Origin of the sequence: Streptomyces sp. NBC_00400 (assembly GCF_036048035.1) — a bacterium.
In the GTDB taxonomy this organism is placed as follows: Bacteria; Actinomycetota; Actinomycetes; order Streptomycetales; family Streptomycetaceae; genus Streptomyces.
This window is the reverse complement of record NZ_CP107940.1, coordinates 4,948,125-4,962,163: the sequence shown is the minus strand read 5'-3', so window position 1 is coordinate 4,962,163 and position 14,039 is coordinate 4,948,125. Positions and strand designations below refer to the sequence as shown.

General features: G+C 71.8%; 12 protein-coding genes. 6 read left to right on the top strand and 6 right to left on the bottom strand.

The window, feature by feature from the left end:
- Window positions 1–15 precede the first annotated feature (15 nt).
- Together OHS81_RS21820 and OHS81_RS21815 are read right to left on the bottom strand one after the other, a co-directional pair.
- The gene (locus OHS81_RS21820; RefSeq protein WP_328386358.1) at window positions 16–672 is read right to left on the bottom strand and encodes an ATP-binding protein; all 657 of its coding nucleotides are present in this window, start codon (window positions 670–672) and stop codon (window positions 16–18) included.
- The gene (locus OHS81_RS21815) at window positions 669–977 is read right to left on the bottom strand and encodes a hypothetical protein (RefSeq protein WP_328386357.1); all 309 of its coding nucleotides are present in this window, start codon (window positions 975–977) and stop codon (window positions 669–671) included. The genes OHS81_RS21820 and OHS81_RS21815 overlap by 4 nt, the downstream gene beginning before the upstream one ends.
- Before the next feature lie 211 nt (window positions 978–1,188).
- Here OHS81_RS21815 and OHS81_RS21810 point away from each other — a divergent pair, with 211 nt between their 5' ends.
- From OHS81_RS21810 to OHS81_RS21790, 5 genes are all read left to right on the top strand, one after another.
- Window positions 1,189–2,064 carry a helix-turn-helix domain-containing protein gene (locus OHS81_RS21810; RefSeq protein ID WP_328386356.1) on the top strand — a complete coding sequence of 292 codons (876 nt, stop codon included), beginning with the start codon at window positions 1,189–1,191 and terminating at the stop codon, window positions 2,062–2,064.
- Complete coding sequence (locus OHS81_RS21805; protein ID WP_328386355.1) at window positions 2,057–2,269, top strand: DUF397 domain-containing protein; 213 nt, start codon at window positions 2,057–2,059, stop codon at window positions 2,267–2,269. Before OHS81_RS21810 ends, OHS81_RS21805 begins: the two co-directional genes overlap by 8 nt.
- 225 nt (window positions 2,270–2,494) lie before the next feature.
- Window positions 2,495–5,845 carry a S41 family peptidase gene (locus OHS81_RS21800; protein ID WP_328391327.1) on the top strand — a complete coding sequence of 1,117 codons (3,351 nt, stop codon included), beginning with the start codon at window positions 2,495–2,497 and terminating at the stop codon, window positions 5,843–5,845.
- Window positions 5,846–6,133: 288 nt separating this feature from the next.
- Window positions 6,134–6,763, top strand: a complete 630-nt coding sequence (locus OHS81_RS21795; protein ID WP_328386354.1) for a hypothetical protein — start codon at window positions 6,134–6,136, stop codon at window positions 6,761–6,763.
- A 127-nt stretch (window positions 6,764–6,890) separates the two neighbouring features.
- Window positions 6,891–7,175 carry a hypothetical protein gene (locus OHS81_RS21790; protein WP_328386353.1) on the top strand — a complete coding sequence of 95 codons (285 nt, stop codon included), beginning with the start codon at window positions 6,891–6,893 and terminating at the stop codon, window positions 7,173–7,175.
- A 199-nt stretch (window positions 7,176–7,374) separates the two neighbouring features.
- Here OHS81_RS21790 and OHS81_RS21785 read toward each other — a convergent pair whose 3' ends face one another.
- From OHS81_RS21785 to OHS81_RS21775, 3 genes are read right to left on the bottom strand one after another with little or no spacing between them, the layout of a single operon-like run.
- Window positions 7,375–8,292 carry an SDR family oxidoreductase gene (locus OHS81_RS21785; protein ID WP_328386352.1) on the bottom strand — a complete coding sequence of 306 codons (918 nt, stop codon included), beginning with the start codon at window positions 8,290–8,292 and terminating at the stop codon, window positions 7,375–7,377.
- The gene (locus OHS81_RS21780; RefSeq protein WP_328386351.1) at window positions 8,289–9,284 is read right to left on the bottom strand and encodes an alpha/beta fold hydrolase; all 996 of its coding nucleotides are present in this window, start codon (window positions 9,282–9,284) and stop codon (window positions 8,289–8,291) included. Before OHS81_RS21780 ends, OHS81_RS21785 begins: the two co-directional genes overlap by 4 nt.
- Entirely contained in the window at window positions 9,281–10,813 is a 1,533-nt protein-coding gene (locus tag OHS81_RS21775) for a flavin-containing monooxygenase (RefSeq protein ID WP_328386350.1), read from the bottom strand. The genes OHS81_RS21780 and OHS81_RS21775 overlap by 4 nt, the downstream gene beginning before the upstream one ends.
- Before the next feature lie 209 nt (window positions 10,814–11,022).
- Between OHS81_RS21775 and OHS81_RS21770 the strand changes: the two genes are divergently transcribed.
- Window positions 11,023–11,877 (top strand): MerR family transcriptional regulator, encoded by an 855-nt coding sequence (locus tag OHS81_RS21770; protein ID WP_443058743.1) that lies wholly within the window; start codon window positions 11,023–11,025, stop codon window positions 11,875–11,877.
- Between the two features lie 95 nt (window positions 11,878–11,972).
- Here the strand turns inward: OHS81_RS21770 and OHS81_RS21765 are convergent, their stop codons facing one another.
- Entirely contained in the window at window positions 11,973–13,847 is a 1,875-nt protein-coding gene (locus tag OHS81_RS21765) for an AfsR/SARP family transcriptional regulator (protein ID WP_328386349.1), read from the bottom strand.
- Between the last annotated feature and the right edge of the window lie 192 nt (window positions 13,848–14,039).

Genomic DNA, 14,039 nt, shown 5'->3' with positions numbered 1-14,039 from the left:
TCACCGGGGCGCCCCTCAGCATTTGAGGACCATCTCGGCCCACACGGTGAAGCCACCCTCCAGGTTTCGCTGCCCCCAGCGATCGGCCAGCGCCTCCACGATCAGCAGCCCGCGCCCGCCCTCCTGCTCAGGCCCCGGCCTGGCCGGTACGGGCGCGCAGCCCTTCCCCTCGTCGGTCACGCCGATGCACGCGGTCCGGGCGGTACGCGAGATCACGACGGCGATGAGACGACTGTTGCTGCATTTGAGCGCGTTGCCGACGAGCTCCCCGGTGATCAGTTCCAGCGCTTCCGTCTGCTCCGGGACCACACCCCACCAGCAGGCCATGGTCCGCACGTAATGGCGGGCGGCGTACGCGGAGGAAAGTTCCCCACCAGGGAGTGACTGCAGGCCTAACGCCTGTAGTGGGGTGGACGACTGCGTCAATGCACCCCAGAGGGCATCTGCTAACTGACCGTCCGGAGAACCGAGTTCAGGCTCCGGGTCCCGCCCGAAGTCGGCGAATACGTCCTGCGCTTGGTCGAGCGACCCGCCTGCCGCGCCGAGCCGCATAACCTCGACCCGGTTGGCGAGACGGGATACCGGGCCGGTTCCATCCGTGGACAGATAGCAGGGCCGACCGTCCTCTCCGGTCCAGGGCAGCCGCCGCAGCGACGTGTCATCGGCGTTCACTGCGCCACCTCCATCTCGCGCATGCCGTATGCAGTGACCTGAAGCGTGCGGAGCTTTCGCCGGTGCCGTCGCTCTTGCCGCTGCTCGCGGGTGAGCAGATAGGGGCGGATCATGGCCGTCGCCCGGCCGTCGATGGGGATATCGGTGGCGTACGGGCCGGGGCGGCGGGGCGTCAGTGCAATGGCCGCCGGCCGGGCAGCACAGGCCGCACGGGGAAGGCGGCTCAGCATTCCGGCGCGATGTCGGCCACGTGGGGCGATCAGAGACCGCAGTCGTTCGATGACGTGCACGTATTGGCGGCGCATAGCCTCAACTCTCCTTTACAGAGGCGGGATCGATACATCACCAGAAGACTTCTATTGGACTCCAATGAATGGCCGACACATGAATGGAGTTCATCAGTGTGGGTGACGAGCAACCGGAGGCGCCCGTATCGACCAATAGCTGCGTACGCTCGCCGTGTTGGGCCGTCGCTGAACGTGACAGCGAATGGCGGGCGAGAAGGAAGGGGCGGGGATGACCGCGACACTCACAGGACCGGCGGGGCGCATGCAGATCGCCCGTGGCTTGATCTCCTTGCGCGAGCGATGCGGCTTGACTCAATCGCAGGTCGCCGAGCGGGCTGGGGTCAGCAAGGCGACGGTGAGCCGTTACGAGATGTGGCAGGACCGCGCCAGGATCCGGTGGGCCACGGTGAAAGCGATCGCCGACGCCTGTGACGCCTCTGCAAGTGAACGCGACGCCCTGGTGCGAGTGGCGCGAACCCAGACCGACGGCTGGTGGGTCGGAAACAGCGCAGTACCGGAATGGATGGACCCGCTGGTGTCCTTCGAGCACGAAGCCGAGTACGAGCACCTCTGCGCCAACACCGTCATCCCCGGCCTGCTGCAGACGCGGGAGTACGCCCTCGCCATCCATCAGGCACGCGAGGTTCGCAGCCCGAACGATGTGATCGAGCAGATGGTGGACGCCCGGATTCAGCGTCAGGGCATCCTTCGGCGGGAGCCTCCGCTGCACGTGTGCGCTGTGTTGGATGAAGCCGTCATTCGCCGGACGGTCGGTAACTCAGCTGTGATGGCCCAGCAGTTGGACCACCTCTACGAGATGGCGCAGAGCCCTACAGTCGAGATCCAGATCCTGCCGTTCAAAGCCGGAGCCCATGCAGCAGGAGCCGGCGACTTCGTCATCCTCGGCAGGAACGACGAACGAAACCCGCTCAACTCCATGGCCGTGGTCTACATCGAGATGCGCCGACGCGGGCTGTATCTCGATGAAGCCGAAGATGTCTCCGGCTATAAGCTCACCTTCGACTACCTTCGCTCACAAGCAGCCGACACCTCGGCGTCGTTGCGGCTGCTGGCCAAAGTACGACAGGAGCTGTCTCATGACTGATCGCCCACTGTCCGGCATAGAAGTACCGGCTCCCACTTGGTTCAAGAGCAGCTACAGCGGCGGCGAAGGCAACGCATGCCTAGAGATCGCGCATGCCGGGACGCGGGTCGCCGTCCGCGACTCCAAGGCCCCGGACGGACCCGCACTGGCATTCCCGGCGGCAGCGTTCGCGGCATTCATCGACGAGGTGCGGCACAACGGCTGACCCTGCCCCTATGAGGTGCCCCCCCACCTGCCTCCGCCGCCCCTCCCCGGTGCGAATTCGTCAGGCCGACTTGCCCCCGCTCCCCCGTCCCGGAACCATGGGAAGGTGAGCGATGCACCCGAGGACGTCGGGCCGCGCCCGGAGTCGGAACCCGCCAAGGCCCGCGGGCGGCTGCGTCGGGACAAGGCCCGTGGGCGGCTGCGCCGGGAGCCGCCCACCACGGGTGTGCCGGGGAAGTCCGGCGGCGCGTATCTGCGGTATCCGCATCTGCACGACGACCTGCTCTGCTTCGCCGCCGAGGACGACCTGTGGATCGCCCCGATCGCCCCGGACGGCGAGGAGCCCGGCCGTGCCTGGCGGCTGACCGTGGACCGTACCCGGGTCGGCCACCCCCGCTTCTCCCCCGACGGCACGCATATCGCCTTCACCACCTGGCGCAGCCTCGATCCGGAGGTCCATCTCGCGCCGGTCGACGGCGGCCCGGCCCGGCGGCTGACCTTCTGGGGCAGCACCGATGCCCGGGTCTGCGGGTGGACACCGCCCGACCACGAGGGACAGCCGCACATCCTCGCGGTCTCCTCGCACGGCCAGCCGTTCTCGTACTACTCGTGGGCCTACAGCCTGCCCACCGACGGCAGCCCCGGCGGCAAGCTGCCCTGGGGGCCGGTCTCCGACATCGCGGTCGCCGACTTCGAGGGGGAGCACCGCACCCTGCTGCTGAGCGGCAAACCGCCGCACGAGCCCGCCTCCTGGAAGCGCTACCGGGGCGGTGCGATGGGCCGGATGTGGCTGCACGGCACCCGGCTGCTGCCGGATCTGTGCGGGCACCTCGACTCGGTGATGTTCGTCGGCGGCCGGGTCGCGTTCCTCTCCGACCACGAGGGCATCGCCAACGTCTACTCCTGCCTCCCCGACAGCACCGATCTGCGCCGGCACACCGACCACGCCGACTTCTACGCCCGGCACGCCTCCAGCGACGGTTCACGGATCGTCTACCAGTGCGCCGGTGACCTCTGGCTGATCGACGACCTGGGACCGGACGCCGTACCGCGCAAGCTGGCCGTGCGGCTGGGCGGTCCGCGGGCCGGGCGGCGGACCTACCAGGTCCCGGCCGCCTCGCACGTCACCGGGCTCGCGGTGGACACGACCGGGCGGGCCAGTGCGGTCGGCGTCCGCGGCAGCCTGTACTGGCTCACCCACCGCGACGGCCCGGCGCGCACGATTCACGACACCCCGGGCGTACGGGTCCGGCTCCCCGAGATGCTGGGCTCCACCGGCCGGATCGCGTACGTCACCGATGCCGAGGGCGAGGACGCGATCGAGATCACCAACCTGCCGCGGGCCGGTGCGCCGGGCGAGCCGCGCCGGCTGGCCGCCGGTGAGCTGGGCCGGGTCCACGAGATGAGCTCCGCACCGGACGGGGAGCGGCTGGCGGTGGCCTCCCATGACGGCAGGCTGCTGCTGGTGGACGTGGCCCGGCCCGAGGAGGGGTCGACCGAGGAGGACCGGTCCGCGGAAGAGGAGACCGCCGGGCCCGGTGGCGTCACCGAGTTGATCCGTTCCGCCAACGGCCCGGTCCGCGATCTGGCGTTCTCCCCCGACTCACGCTGGCTGACCTGGTCGCACCCCGGCATCGGCCGGACGCTGCGGCAGATCAAGATGGCCCGGCTCGCCGACCGGCACATCGTGGACGTCACCAACGGCCGGTTCGAGGACGAGCAGCCGGTGTTCACCCGCGACGGCCGCTATCTGGCGTTCCTGTCCTGGCGCGGCTTCGACCCGGTCTACGACGTGCACACCGGCGATCTGTCCTTCCCGCTGGGCTGCCGCCCCTACCTCGTACCGCTGTCGTCGGCGACCCCCTCCCCCTTCGCGCTGTCCCCGGAGGGACGGCCCGCCGCGGGCGGACTCGACCCGGACGAGATCCCGCCGCCGACGGGCGAGGGGCCCGTACTCGTCGAGGTGGAGGGGCTGGAGAACCGCGTCACCCCGTTCCCGGTGGCCGCGTCCAAGTACTCCTCCCTGGAGCCGGTCAGCGGCGGCGGGCTGGTCTGGCTGCGCTGGCCGATCTCCGGCGCGCTGGGCGAGACCTTCGCCAACCCGGCCGACACCTCGGGCCGGCCCACCCTCGAACACTTCGATCTGACCAAGGCGCGGCGCACCGAACTCAGCAGCTCGCTGGACGCGTTCGCGCTCAGCGGCGACGGCACGCGGCTGGTCGTCAACGACGAGGGCGACCTGCGCGCGGTGCCCGCGACCGAGCCGCCGGACAGCGACTCGACGGTCTTCCTGGACCTGCGGCGCATCCTGCACGACGTCGATCCGGTGGCGGAGTGGCGCCAGGCGTTCGACGAGGCGGGCCGGATCACCCGGACGTACTTCTGGGACCCGCAGATGTGCGGCCTGGACTGGGGCGCGGTGCTCGCGCAGTACCGGCCGCTGCTCGAACGGGTCGCCTCCCCGGACGAGTTCGCCGATCTGCTGCGCGAGGTGATGGGCGAACTGGGCACGTCGCACGCCTATGTCGTGGGCGCCCGGCGCAACGAGGGGCCGCCGCACTACCAGCGCGCCATGGGCCTGCTCGGTGCCAACCTCGTCTGCCGCGACGGCCATTGGGTGGTGACCCGGATCCTGCCCGGCGAGTCCTCGGACTCCAAGGCCCGCTCTCCGCTGGCCGGTACGGGCATCCGTGAGGGCGCGGCGCTCACCCATGTCGACGGCCGCGCGGTGGACCCGGTGACCGGCCCGTATCCGCTGCTGGCCGCGGCCGGCGGCACCACCGTGGAGCTGACCTTCTCCCCGCCGGAGGGCGAGGGCCCGTCGCGCCGGGTCGCGGTGGTCCCGCTGGTCGACGAGCGGCCGCTGCGCTACCAGGACTGGGTGGCCAAACGCCGCGCCGTGGTACGGGAGTTGAGCGGTGGCCGGTGCGGCTATCTGCACATCCCCGACATGGGCGGCTCCGGCTGGGCGCAGTTCAACCGCGATCTGCGGATGGAGGTCTCCCGGCCCGCGCTGATCGTGGACGTACGGGGCAACGCGGGCGGCAATATCTCCGAGCTGGTGATCGAGAAGCTGACCCGCACCATCATGGGCTGGGACCTGACCCGCGACGCCGAGCCCGTCTCGTACACCAGCAACGCCCCGCGCGGGCCGGTCGTGGCGGTCGCCGACGAGATGACCTCGTCCGACGGCGACATGATCACCGCGGCCTTCAAGCTCCTGGGCATCGGTCCGGTGGTCGGCATGCGGACCTGGGGCGGGGTGGTCGGGATGACCGGCCGGCACCGGCTCGCCGACGGCACCGCGATCACCGTCCCGATGAATGCCGCGTGGTTCCGGCTCTACGGGTGGGGCGTGGAGAACCACGGCGTCGAGGTCGACATCGAGGCGCTGCGCTCCCCGCTGCACTGGGCGGAGGGCCGGCATCCGCAGTTGGGCGTCGCGGTGCGCACGGTGCTGGAGCTGCTGGAGCGGCATCCGGCGTCGGCCCCTCCGGACCTGTCGGACGCGCCGGACCGGCGGCGGCCGCCGTTGCCGCCGCGGAGCGGGGGCGCGGCGGAGGCGGCGGGGGCCTGAACTCCCCACACGTCGCGGGCTACCGGGCTACCTGACAGCTGGTCAGCCCGGCACGGCACAACGCCCTCACCGCCCCCCTTCCCCTCTCCCGGACGGCCTCACCGTCGCCTGCCCTGACCAGGCCGGCACCCCCTCCGACCTGCCCGGACAGCCGGATCCCGGTCTGGCGCAGCGGATCGGATCGCTGTCACGTTCCCATTACATGGGGGTCGTATTCTTCCCGGCCGGGGCACCTGCAGCAGCTGCACGAGCCCCGCCAACGCCCCCCATCTCAACGGAGTTACACCCATGGGAATCCGTCGACGGATCGCCCCGCTGGCCGCCGCGCTGGCCCTGACCGGCGGCCTGGTCGCCACCCAAGCCGCCCCCGCGCTGGCCGCCCAGCCGGCGTCCCAGCAGACCGCCGGAAAGGCCGCGGCCGACGGTACGTACCTCTCCTTCGACAAGAACCAGAGCGACCCGAGCAAGTCGGCGCTCTCCTTGATGAAGAGCGTCCCCGGCGCCCGCGACACGGTGCTCGCCAAGTACCGCGCGGGCTCCGGCGACGGCGGCCCCAACGGCAAGAACGAATGCGCCAGCTCGCAGGGCTGGCTGCCGAACGGCAGCTACCAGGTACTGGCCCACGACGCGCATTACAACGGCGGGGACGAAGGGATCAACGGGAAGGTGATACACGTCCAGGACAAGGTGTGCGAGAACGGCCGGACCACGCGCGCCGAGCTGTTCGTGCACAGCGAGATGTGGCCCGAGGGCAGCCAGGCGTCCGCCAAGCCCGGCCAGGACAACCCCTACCGCTGGGACGGCACCGATGACTACCGCTCGCTGGGCTGCATCAAGCTGAAGCCGGCCGACATCGGGAACCTCTTCGACAAGGCCGGGCAGTACGGCTGGCCGACGGAGCTCAAGGTCGTCGCCTGACCGTCGGCCGCCTGACCGCCGGTCGCCTGACCGTCAGCTGACAATGCGGTGGGGCGCACCCGGTCGACCGGGTGCGCCCCTTCACGCATGGCGCGTACGCCGCCGCGCGTGAGGTTCAGGACGAGCCGTGTCAGCTCTGGAAGCGGCCCTCGGCGGCGTCCATCGCGTCCTGGGCGGGGCGGCTGCCCTGCTGGCCACGCTCCCGCGGCTGCTGGCCACGGTCCTGGCCGCCCTGACGCTGGCCGCCACGCTCCTGGTCCTGGCGCTGACCGCCGTGCTCACGGTCCTGGCGCTGACCGCCGCGCTCGTGACCCTGCTCGCGAGCGTCGCTCCGGGCGTTCTGCGCCTGGTTCTTGAGCTCGTTGGCCTTGTCCTGGAACTGGTCCTTGATGCCCATGCTGTTCACTCCTAGTGAGGTGTAGGGGGGTTGGGCCCCGTTCAGCGTGACACGCCCGGACATTGCTCGCATTTCGATCACGATTGACTACGCTCCGTGAGGGGCGAGGGTCGCTCGTCAGCCGCTCACCCGGCACTCAGCAGGCACCAACCAGCCGCTCAAGGGCAGCTCCGGTGCAGCTCAGGGCCGGCCCACAGGCCGTTCACCGCCCGGTTCACCGGTCCGCCCGCGCCTTCTCGTCCGCCTCGCCGCCGGCACCCATCAGGCCGACCCGCAATCCGTCCAGCCGGTCACCGAACCGCCGCACCTCCCGCTGGCCCACCGACCCGATGAGCGAGGGCAGATATCCGCGGAGCGACTGCATCCCGCGCAGCCACCACTGGCCGTAGACGTGCGCGGAACGGCGCTCGATGCCCGCGACGATCCGGTCGACGGCGGGGCCCAGCGGATAGGTCTTGTTCGACGGCCACGGCAGCCGGGAGCGTAGTTCGCGCATCACGTCGTCCTGGTCCGCGCCGCGCACCATGTCGGTGTCGGTCCAGCTCAGATAGCCGACCCCGACCCGTACGCCCTTGTGGCCGACCTCGGCGCGCAGGCTGTGCGCGAAGGCCTCGACGCCCGATTTGGAGGCGCAGTAGGCGGTCATCATCGGCGCCGGGGTGATCGCGGCCAGCGAGGCGATCTGCAGGAAGTAACCGCGGGACGCCATGAGGGCGGGGAGGAAGGCCCGGCCGGTGACCGCGCCGCCGATGAGGTTGACCTCGATGACCCGCCGCCAGGAGACCGGGTCGGAGTCGGCGAACGGGCCGCCGGTCGCGACCCCGGCGTTGGCGACGACCACATCGACCTTCCCGAAGCGGTCCTTGACCTCGCCCGCCACCCGGACCATCGCCTCGTGGTCGGTGACATCGGCGTGCCAGTGGTGCGCCGGACCGTGCAGCGAGGCGGCGACACCCCGCAGTGCGTCCGGCTCCAGACCGACCAGCGCCAGCGTCGCCCCGCGCGCCGACAGCTTGCGGGCCAGCAGCGCACCGACCCCACGGGCCGCGCCGGTGACGACGACGACCTGGCCCTCCAGGTCCCCGGCCCCGCTCCTGCTCCTGCTCCCACTCCCGGTCCTGCTCGCGCTCATGCCGTCTTCTCCTTCTTCTGCCGTGCGGGGCGGGGGACCTCGGCGGCCGCGTCCTCCGCGGACTCGGTGCCGGTGCCCGCCGGCCGCAGGTGGTCCCCGACGAGCGCGCGCAGCCGGCCGGCGACCGCGCCGGGGTCCTCGACCGGCGTCATGTGTCCCCGGCCCGGCAGCTCGGTCAGACCGAGGCAGTCGGGGAGGACGGAGGCCAGCCGACGGGCGTGCACGAGCGGGGTGAGCCGGTCGGCGGTGCCCGCGATGACCGCGGTCGGCAGCTCCAGCCGGCCGACGTCTCCGGTCAGTTCGAGTCCGGCCAGCACCCTGCCCCAGCGGGCCCGCACCCCGGGCGGGCAGGCGTGCACGATGCGCGCACAGGCCTCGATCTGCTCGGCGGTGGCGCCGGGGCCCATGGTGGCGTACTTCAGAGCGCGTTTGGCGAGCGGCGATACGGGGCCGAGCGGCGTCCGGGAGTGCAGCATCAGCCGGTGCGCACGGCGCCGGCCCTGCGGGCTGCGCAGCGGGAACACCCGTGATGCGGCGGGCAGATCGGCCATTCCGGTGCTGCACAGCAGTGCGGCGGCGGCCCGCTCGCGCAGCTGCGGCCGTCCGGCGGCGGCCATGATCGTCATACCGCCCATGGAGTGGCCGCCCAGCACGGCGCGTTCGTCCGGCCGCAGGGTGGCTTCCAGTACGGCCACCAGGTCGTCGGCGAGCGCACGGGTGCTGTGGCCGGCCGGACCGGCGGCGGAGCTGCGGCCGTGACCGCGCTGGTCGTAGACGACGACCTTGTGCTCGGCGGCCAGGTCGCGGACGACCGGTGCCCAGAAGGCGGTCGAGCAGGTCCAGCCGTGCGCCAGGACGACGGCCGGCGCGTCCTCGGGGCCGTGGACCTCGGCGTACAGCCGGGCGCCGTCGGCCGAGGTGACGGTCAGCGTCGTACGGGGCACCGGCGGCGCGTACGGGCCGGTGGTGACGTGTCCGGGCCGGCGGCTCATGCGGCCACCTCCGTGCGCGGGCCGGCGGCGGTCCGGTCCCCGCGCCGCCCGGCCGGTGGCCGCAGCACCTCGTACTCCGCGAGGTCGACCTGCCGGGTGACCTTCTTGAACTCCCCGGTCGTCCCCGGCCAGACGGTGGTGTTGCGGCCGTTCGCGTCCAGATACCAGCTGTCGCAGCCGCCGGTGTTCCACACCGTGCGCGCCATCCGCTGCTGGATCGTGCGGTTCCACTGCTTCACGGCGGAGGGCCGGGCGTCGAGGGCGATCTTTCCGCCGAGGACGTCCAGCTGGCGCATGAAGTCGGCCAGGTAGTTCAGCTGCGCCTCGATCATCAGGATCATCGAGCTGTTGCCGAGGCCGGTGTTGGGCCCGATGAGGGTGAGGAGGTTGGGGAAGCCGGCCGCGCTGGCGCCGCGCAGCGCCTCCATGCCGTCCTTCCACTCCTCGGCCAGCGTCGTCCCGTGGGCGCCGGTCACCCGCTGGGCGATCGGCAGGTCCGTCACATGGAACCCGGTGCCGAAGACGATCGCGTCGGCCTCCGCCTCGCTCCCGTCGGCCCCCACCAGGGTGCTGCCGCGCACCTCCTTCAGCCCCGCGGCGACCACGTCCACATTGGGCTGCGCCAGGGCCGGGTAGTACGTGTTGGAGAGCAGGATCCGCTTGCAGCCGATGCGGTAGTCGGGGGTCAGTACGGCCCGCAGCGCCGGGTCCTTGACGGCCTTCTTCATATGGTTCCGGGCCAGGAACTCGACCACCCCCAGTTCGTTGGGGCGCTTGGTAAAGGCGCTGACCTGCAGTTCCCTGATGCCCCAGAGCAGAGTGCGGCGGGCGGCCCGGGTCGCGGGCACCTTGGTGTGCAGCCATTTCTCGGCCGCGCTGATCTTGCGGTCGGCGCGCGGCAGTACCCAGGGCGGGGTGCGCTGGAAGAGCGTGAGGCGTTCCACGTCCGGCTGGATCGCCGGCACGATCTGGATCGCCGAGGCCCCCGTACCGATCATGGCGACGCGCTTGCCCCGCAGGTCGTAGTCGTGGTCCCAGCGGGCGGAGTGCGAGACCTTGCCGGGGAAGGTGTCCAGCCCCGGTACGTCGGGAACCTTGGGGTCCGACAGCGGCCCGGTCGCCGAGACCACCACGTCCGCGGACAGCGGTCCGCCGGCCGTCTCCAGCTCCCAGTGCAGCGCCTCGGTGTCCCAGCGCATGCTGTGCACCTCCGAGTTGAGGCGGAGGTGCGGACGCAGTCCGAAGGTGTCGGTGACGTGCTCCAGGTACGCGCGGATGTGCGGCTGCCCGGAGAAGTTCCGCGGCCACTCCGGATTGGGCGCGAAGGAGAAGGAGTACAGATGCGAGGGCACATCGCAGGCGCATCCCGGATAGCTGTTGTCCCGCCAGGTGCCGCCCACCGCGCCGGCCCGCTCCAGGATGACGAAGTCGGTGATCCCCTCGCGCCGCAGCCGGACCGCCGCGCCGAGACCACCGAACCCCGATCCGATCACCGCAACCCGCACATGCCTGCGCTCACGCTCGGCCATTGCGCCGCCTCCCGAGTTCGACGTACTCCACTGCCATCTTCGGTGCCGTGAGGTCCGACGCCACAGCCGCCCACCCCATCGCGCCAGCAATCACTGGCACAGTCGGAGCGTAGGGCAGCCGCGTACCGAGCGGTAGGGGGCGGGCGGCAGGAAGTTACCGCCGGTTGCACCCCGGTCCCGCGCCGTACCCCCGGGCATAGGCTGAGCCCGTGGCAGCGAACGAGAACCCCGAGGACGCGCGCACGGAAGCGGCAGCACACCCCCCGGCGCGCGAACTGCGCATGGCCGACCTGGCCAGGGAAGCCGGCATCACGGTCCGTACGCTGCGCTTCTACCGCGAGCGCAAGCTCATCCCGCCGCCCCGCCGCGAGGGCCGGATCGCCTGGTACAGCGAGCACCACCTCGCCCGCCTGCGCACCATCGGCGCCCTCCTGGAGCGCGGCCACACCCTCGGCGGCATCGCCGAACTCCTCTCGGCCTTCGACACCGGCCGCGAGGTGCGCGAACTGCTGGGCCTGGACAACACCCTGGTGGCGCCCTGGTCCGAGGAGACACCCGTCCGCCTCACCCCCGAAGAACTCGCCGACCACTTCAGCGAGGACATCACCCCCGAGAACCTCACCACGTCCCTGGACATCGGCTACCTGGCCGTCGACGGCGACGAGTTCGTCCACATCAGCCGCCGCCTGCTGGACGCCTCCACCGAACTCGTCGGCCACGGCATCCCGTTGGCCGCCGTCCTCGAAGCCGGCCGCCAGGTGCGCGCCCACGCCGACGCCCTCGCCGACGTCTTCGCCGCCCTCATCCGCACCCACGTCCTGTCCGACGTCCTCGCCCGCGCCTCGGCGGGCGAGGCCCCCGGCCCCCATGAGGCCGACCGGATCGCCGAGACCTTCGAAAAGCTCCGTCCGCTCACCAAGGGTGTGGTCGAGGCCGAACTCGCCATGGCCGTGGACCGCCGCGTCCGGGCGGAGCTGGCGACATGGCTGCGGGAACACCGGCAGGAGCAGGGGCAGGCCGGGGAGGGGGAACGGGGCAACAGGCAGGGGCAGGACGGGGAATGAGCGCGCCCGGCCGGGTGGTCGCGGCTCGCCGGACCACGGCCCGCCCCCTGCCGCCGTGGCTCATCGGGCCGCCGGCGGACTCCGGCCACCGCGGCTCAGCCGGGTCCCGTCCGCACCCCGGCCGCGTGGTCGGACAGGCGCCGCAGGGCGAGGTCCCGGTCGGCCGGCGGCTCCTCGGACGCGACGAGCTTCCCGGCGTAGATGCGCACCAGCCCGGTCCGCGCGAAGTGGCCCTCGGCCTGCTCCTCTAGGAGGTGCGCCTCGCACAGCTCGGCGAGATGCCGGCGGGTACGCGGCAGATCCTGTCCGGCCAGCGCGGCGGCGGCGTGGACCTCCACGTCCGGGCCGGGGACGAGCCCGAGGAGCCGGAACAGCCGGGCGGCACCGCTCGACAGCGCGCGGTGGCTGAGCGACAGACCGGCCTCCACGGACAGGTCCGGATCGGCCGCGGACAGCTCGCACAGCCGGTGCCGCTCGTCGGCCAGCTTCTCCGTCCAGTCCGCCAGCGACCAGCCGACGTGTGCCATCAGCCGTGCGGCGGCGATCCGCAGCGCCAGCGGCAGCCGGTCACACCGCTCGACGAGTTCCCTGGCCGCGGCTCCCTCCGCCGCGATGCGCTGCCGCCCCAGCGCGCTCCCCAGCAGCTCCAGGGCGTCGTCCGCGGACAGCGGGCCCACTGTGACCAGCGCCGCCCCGTCGCGGATCATCAGCCCACTCAGCCGCCTCCGGCTGGTCACCACGGCCAGCGTGCCCGGCGTCGCGGGCAGGAGGGGGCGCACCTGTTCGGCCGTCCCGGCGTTGTCCAGCACCACGAGCATCCGCCGCCCGGCGAGCAGCGAACGGTAGAGCGCCGAGCGCTCCGTCTCGGAGTCGGGGATCGTCGCGTCCGGCACCCCCAAGGCCTGCAGGAACCTCCCCAGAACGGTGCCCGGCCGCATCGGGGGACGCTCGAAGCCCCGGAGGTCGGCGAAGAGCTGTCCGTCGGGGAATTCGGCCCTGACCCGGTGCGCCCAGTGCACCGCCAGGGTGGTCTTGCCGGCCCCGCCCCCGCCCGCGAGTACCACACAGCCCGGGCCCGGGACCCGGTCCAGGGTCTCGTCCAGCGCAACGATCTCCCGCGCGCGTCCGCAGAAGTCGGCTATGGCGGGCGGGAGTTGGGCGATGGGAGGAGGCGCGGCGGGCGGGAGCCGCGGGGCGGAGAGAGGTACAGCGGGCGGGAGTTGCCCGGCGGAGGGCGGCGGGCGGTCGGCGGCGTACGGCACGGCGGCGTACGGCACGGCGGGACGGGGGCCGGCCGCCAGGGGACGATGGGCGAAGTGCGGCACGGCCGCCGGCTTCCCGTCGAGCACCGCCAGATACGTCTCGCTGAGGGCCGGGCCGGGATCGATGCCCAGCTGGTTCTTCAGGTGCCGTCTGGTCCGGTGGTAGTGCCCGAGGGCTTCGGCCTGTCTGCCGCTCGCCTGCAGCGCACGCATCAGCAGCGCCGTCAGCTCCTCGTGCAGCGGGTGCTCCGCGAGATGGGCGGTCAACTCCGTGACCATTTCCCCGTACCGGCCGAGCAGCAGCAGCTTGCCGCCGAGTTCCTGCAGTGCCGCCACCCTGGCCTGGGTCAGGCCGACGCCCAGCGTCCGTCTGACCCGGTCGCCGGGCACATCCGCCAGCGCCTCACCACGCCACAGGCCGAGCGCCTGGCGCAGCTGCGCGACGGCGGTCCACGGCTCGGCCTCACGGGCGCCGGACACCAGCTCCCGGAACCGGTTGACATCCACCGCCCACGGGTCGGCGATCAGCACGTACCCCCCGCCGCGGGTGGCGATTTCGGCCTGCCCGGCGAGCAACTGCCGCAAGCGGTGCACATGGTTGTGGACCACGCCTCTCGCCCTGGCCGGCGGGTCCGCGTCCCACGCCAGGTCGATCAGTCTGCCCACCGGGATCACGCGATTGACCTCGCTGATCAGAATCGCGGCCACGGTGCGCAATCGGCCCGCTCCCAGGCTCAGCAGCCGCCCATTGTTCACTTCGATTTCAACCGGCCCCAGTAGCCGCAACTGAACCATTGTGCCCTCGAGTTCATGCCGTCGATGCGCGCACAGCAAACCGCCCTTTTGCCTGCAAAGACCACCGGCGGGAAGACCAGGTTCCGTTTCCCTTATCGCTCTCAC

Bases quoted from the DNA above. Each gene is read 5' to 3' on its own strand.
- OHS81_RS21815 (WP_328386357.1), bottom strand. From the start codon at position 977: ATGCGCCGCCAATACGTGCACGTCATCGAACGACTGCGGTCTCTGATC.
- OHS81_RS21810 (WP_328386356.1), top strand. From the start codon at position 1,189: ATGACCGCGACACTCACAGGACCGGCGGGGCGCATGCAGATCGCCCGT.
- OHS81_RS21805 (WP_328386355.1), top strand. From the start codon at position 2,057: ATGACTGATCGCCCACTGTCCGGCATAGAAGTACCGGCTCCCACTTGG.
- OHS81_RS21795 (WP_328386354.1), top strand. From the start codon at position 6,134: ATGGGAATCCGTCGACGGATCGCCCCGCTGGCCGCCGCGCTGGCCCTG.
- OHS81_RS21785 (WP_328386352.1), bottom strand. From the start codon at position 8,292: ATGAGCGCGAGCAGGACCGGGAGTGGGAGCAGGAGCAGGAGCGGGGCC.
- OHS81_RS21780 (WP_328386351.1), bottom strand. From the start codon at position 9,284: ATGAGCCGCCGGCCCGGACACGTCACCACCGGCCCGTACGCGCCGCCG.
- OHS81_RS21775 (WP_328386350.1), bottom strand. From the start codon at position 10,813: ATGGCCGAGCGTGAGCGCAGGCATGTGCGGGTTGCGGTGATCGGATCG.